Origin of the sequence: Sulfuricurvum sp., from assembly GCF_019163035.1 — a bacterium.
Lineage (GTDB): Bacteria > Campylobacterota > Campylobacteria > Campylobacterales > Sulfurimonadaceae > Sulfuricurvum.
In genome coordinates this window covers 1-3,592 of sequence record NZ_JAFLKV010000061.1, presented here as the reverse complement: position 1 = coordinate 3,592, position 3,592 = coordinate 1, and the positions used below count along the sequence as shown (strand labels likewise).

General features: G+C 43.7%; 4 protein-coding genes and 1 tRNA gene. 3 read left to right on the top strand and 2 right to left on the bottom strand.

What is annotated here, in order from left to right; genetic code table 11:
- Nucleotides 1-159: 159 nt before the first annotated feature.
- Together prfA and rpsT are read right to left on the bottom strand one after the other, a co-directional pair.
- Nucleotides 160-1,227, bottom strand: a complete 1,068-nt coding sequence (gene prfA, locus JZU62_RS05150) for a peptide chain release factor 1 (RefSeq protein WP_295012568.1) — start codon at nucleotides 1,225-1,227, stop codon at nucleotides 160-162.
- Nucleotides 1,228-1,292: 65 nt separating this feature from the next.
- Nucleotides 1,293-1,559: a 30S ribosomal protein S20 gene (rpsT, locus tag JZU62_RS05145; protein WP_295012566.1), complete on the bottom strand. Its 267-nt coding sequence runs from the start codon at nucleotides 1,557-1,559 to the stop codon at nucleotides 1,293-1,295.
- A 127-nt stretch (nucleotides 1,560-1,686) separates the two neighbouring features.
- Between rpsT and glmM the strand changes: the two genes are divergently transcribed.
- The 3 genes from glmM to JZU62_RS05130 all read left to right on the top strand — a co-directional run bounded on the left by glmM (nucleotide 1,687) and on the right by JZU62_RS05130 (nucleotide 3,591).
- Nucleotides 1,687-3,027, top strand: coding sequence for a phosphoglucosamine mutase (gene glmM, locus JZU62_RS05140; RefSeq protein WP_295012564.1), 1,341 nt, complete (start codon nucleotides 1,687-1,689; stop codon nucleotides 3,025-3,027).
- Nucleotides 3,020-3,463: a signal peptidase II gene (gene lspA, locus JZU62_RS05135; RefSeq protein ID WP_295012562.1), complete on the top strand. Its 444-nt coding sequence runs from the start codon at nucleotides 3,020-3,022 to the stop codon at nucleotides 3,461-3,463. Before glmM ends, lspA begins: the two co-directional genes overlap by 8 nt.
- Nucleotides 3,464-3,515: 52 nt before the next feature.
- Nucleotides 3,516-3,591 (top strand) — tRNA-Val (locus JZU62_RS05130).
- Nucleotide 3,592: the final 1 nt, after the last annotated feature.

Genomic DNA, 3,592 nt, shown 5'->3' with positions numbered 1-3,592 from the left:
GAGGGGACGATTACGTTCAAAGGGGAAGTGAAAGGGGTTTTTGAGACTTACTGGAGATTTTAAACGTCATCGGAACACGTCCCGACGACTACGTTAACACTGGGTTTCCTTCGGCAGGAAGCCCAAAATCGCTTGCGATTTTTTTAATCACATTAAACTTTATAATCCCGCTCTCTCCATAATTTGTGCTTGAGTATCGGCGATCAACGGTTCGATAATATCGTCCATCAATCCCCCCTGCATAATCTCTTCGAGTCGATAAAGAGTGAGGGTAATGCGGTGATCGGAGATGCGGTTTTGCGGATAGTTGTACGTACGGATACGAGCAGAACGATCACCGCTTCCCACTTGATCTTTACGCTCAGACATCTCTTTTTCTTTTGCCTCTTGCATTTGCATATCATAAATACGGGCTTTGAGAATTTGCATCGCTTTGTCTTTATTTTTGTGCTGTGATTTTTGATCTTGGTTGGTGACGACGATTCCGGTCGGGAGATGGGTGATCCGTACTGCGGAGTCGGTGGTATTGACGCTTTGTCCCCCTGAACCGGATGAACGCATAACGTCAATTTTGAGATCATTTTCATTGATAATAACCTCGACATCATCCACTTCCGGCATGATAGCTACGGTGATAGCTGAGGTGTGAACCCGCCCTTGGGACTCGGTAGCAGGGACACGTTGAACACGATGAACTCCGGACTCATGTTTTAGACGTGAATAGACACCATCTCCTTTGATAAGGGCGATGATCTCTTTAAATCCACCCGCATCGGAAGGACTACTGCTCATGAGTTCGATTTTCCACCCCTTCACATCGGCGTAGCGAACGTAAGCGTTAAATAAATCTCCGACAAAAATCGCCGCTTCATCTCCACCCGTACCGGCACGAAGCTCGATATAGATGTTACGTTTATCGTTCGGATCGGCAGGGATGAGAAGTTTTTTGATCTCATCTTCGAGCGGCTCAATCATCGGCTCTAACGCGCGTAACTCTTCTTTAGCCAGCTCACCGAGTTCGGCATCAAATGCGAGGGATTTGTTCTCTTCGATATCATCGAGGAGTTTTTTGTACTCGGTTGCTTTGGTGACAATCGCTTGGATAGAGGATTGTTCTTTCGAGAGGTCAGTCATTCGTTTGATGTCATTACCGATATCGGGAGAACTAAGCAGTTCAGTTAATTCGTTATAACGGTTGATAAAAGGGGTGAGTTTGTCGGATAACATGAGTGTGTCCTAAAAGAGGCGTTTTGAGAAAATTTAAAGAAGGAATTTTGCCCGAGGGCAAAAAATTACGCTGCGATTTTGTTAACAGCGAGGTGAAGACGACTTACTTTACGAGCAGCAGTCTCTTTTTTCAAGACACCTTTGCTAACATATTTGTGAAGATTAGCATTAGCGATCACAAGAGCTGCTTTTGCAGCATCTTTGTCTCCTGCTTCAACAGCAGTACGAACCGCTTTAACGATATTTTTAATACGTGTACGGTAAAATCTGTTACGTTCAGTACGTTTTTCCGTTTGACGGATACGTTTCAATGCTGACTTATGGTTTGCCATGGCATTTATCCTTGTCGAGGTTTAATTTAGGGTGAAATATTACCTTAAAGAAAATTAAATTTAAGTTAAAATTTATAGAAATAGAAATAAAAAAGAAAAATTAACTAATAAAAGGAAGAAAAATTTTATGAAACTTTTTGGAACGGATGGAGTACGTGGGGAAGCGGGCTCATTTTTAACGGCAGAATTGGCGATGCGTGTTGCAATGGCGGCTGGGATTTATTTTAGTGCTCATGCCCGAACGAAAAAGATTTTACTCGGTAAAGATACCCGTAAAAGCGGCTACATGATCGAAAATGCTATTGTAAGTGGTCTGACGGCAGTGGGTTACGATGTGATAGAGATCGGTCCTATGCCGACCCCTGCGATTGCATTTTTGACATTAAATATGCGATGTGATGCGGGGATCATGATTTCGGCGAGCCATAATCCTTACGAAGATAATGGGATTAAATTTTTCGATGCCCAAGGAAATAAGCTCTCCGAAGATATTGAAGCTCAGATCGAAGAGATTGCTCAGGATAAAGCGCGTCTTGAAGCGGGGCAAGTGACCGGCAAAAGCATCGGTGCGGCAAAACGGATCGATGACGTAATCGGGCGCTACATTGTTCAGCTCAAAAACTCATTCAGCCGTGAGCTAACCCTCCAAGGGTTGCGTATTGTTTTGGATACGGCGAACGGGGCAGGGTATAAAGTAGGACCGACCGTGCTCGAAGAGTTGGGTGCCGAAGTGATCGTATTGCATGATAAGCCAAACGGGGTAAATATCAATGAGGGGTGCGGTGCTCTTCATACGAAAGATTTGCGCGAAGCGGTTAAGCAATATCGCGCCGACATCGGTTTGGCTTTGGATGGGGATGCGGATCGTCTCATCGTTGTGGATGAAAAAGGGGACGAAGTTGATGGCGATCAGATACTCGGAACATTGGGGCTCTTTTTAAATAAAAACGGTCAGCTCAAAGGGGGCGGGATTGTCGCTACCGTTATGAGTAACCAAGCTCTCGAAGATACGATGAACGAGAACGGCCTCAAACTTTTCCGCTCAAATGTTGGAGATAAATACGTGTTAGAGATGATGCGTGAGAACGGCATTAACTTCGGTGGAGAGCAAAGCGGCCATATTATTTTGCACGATTATGCTAAAACGGGTGATGGATTGATGAGTGCACTCCAAATTTTGGCAGTACTTCTCACCTCAGGGCAAAAAGCGAGTAAAGTGCTCCGTCCATTTAAACTTTATCCACAAAAACTGGTCAATATCAAAGTAAAAGTTAAAAAACCGCTTGATCAAATTGAGGGATTAAGTGAAGAACTTGCAAAAATCGAACATGAACATATGCGTCATCTGATCCGCTATTCAGGGACAGAACATAAGTTGCGTCTCCTTTTAGAGGGGAAAGATGCCAAAGTGATGGAAAAATCTATGGAACGACTAGTTGCTTTTTTTGAGAAGGCACTGAATGGTTAGATCGATTATTATTTTAGTATTGGTGATGAGCAGTGCTTTTCTCCTCGACCAAGCGATAAAATCGATTTTTCTAGGGGGGTTCCGTCTTTACTCTCCCTATATTGATCTGATTCTAGTTTTCAACAAAGGGGTTGCTTTCTCAATGTTCGCTTTTTTAGAGGGGTCATTGAAATGGATACAACTTGCTTTATTGGCAGGCGTTATCGGATATACCCTCTGGTTGAAAAAAATATGTTATTTGATTCCGGTAGGGATCATGGTGGGTGCCGGATTATCGAATGTAGCCGATCGTTTTATTCACGGAGGGGTGGTGGATTACGTCTATTGGCATTACGGATTTAACTTTGCCGTCTTTAATGCCGCCGATGTGATGATCGATATTGCCGTAATCGGATTGATGATTTTAAACTTTCGCCCCCAGTCGTGTAAGGGTTAAGTGACATTTAACTTCTACACGGCTATAATTTCGCTCTTGCATTAATTTTGATGGTCTTATAGCTCAGTTGGTAGAGCACTACCTCGACAAGGTAGTGGTCACAGGTTCGAGTCCTGTTGGGACCACCAT

Coding starts and splice junctions, on each gene's coding strand:
- prfA (WP_295012568.1), bottom strand. CDS start 1,227: ATGTTATCCGACAAACTCACCCCTTTTATCAACCGTTATAACGAATTA.
- rpsT (WP_295012566.1), bottom strand. CDS start 1,559: ATGGCAAACCATAAGTCAGCATTGAAACGTATCCGTCAAACGGAAAAA.
- glmM (WP_295012564.1), top strand. CDS start 1,687: ATGAAACTTTTTGGAACGGATGGAGTACGTGGGGAAGCGGGCTCATTT.
- lspA (WP_295012562.1), top strand. CDS start 3,020: ATGGTTAGATCGATTATTATTTTAGTATTGGTGATGAGCAGTGCTTTT.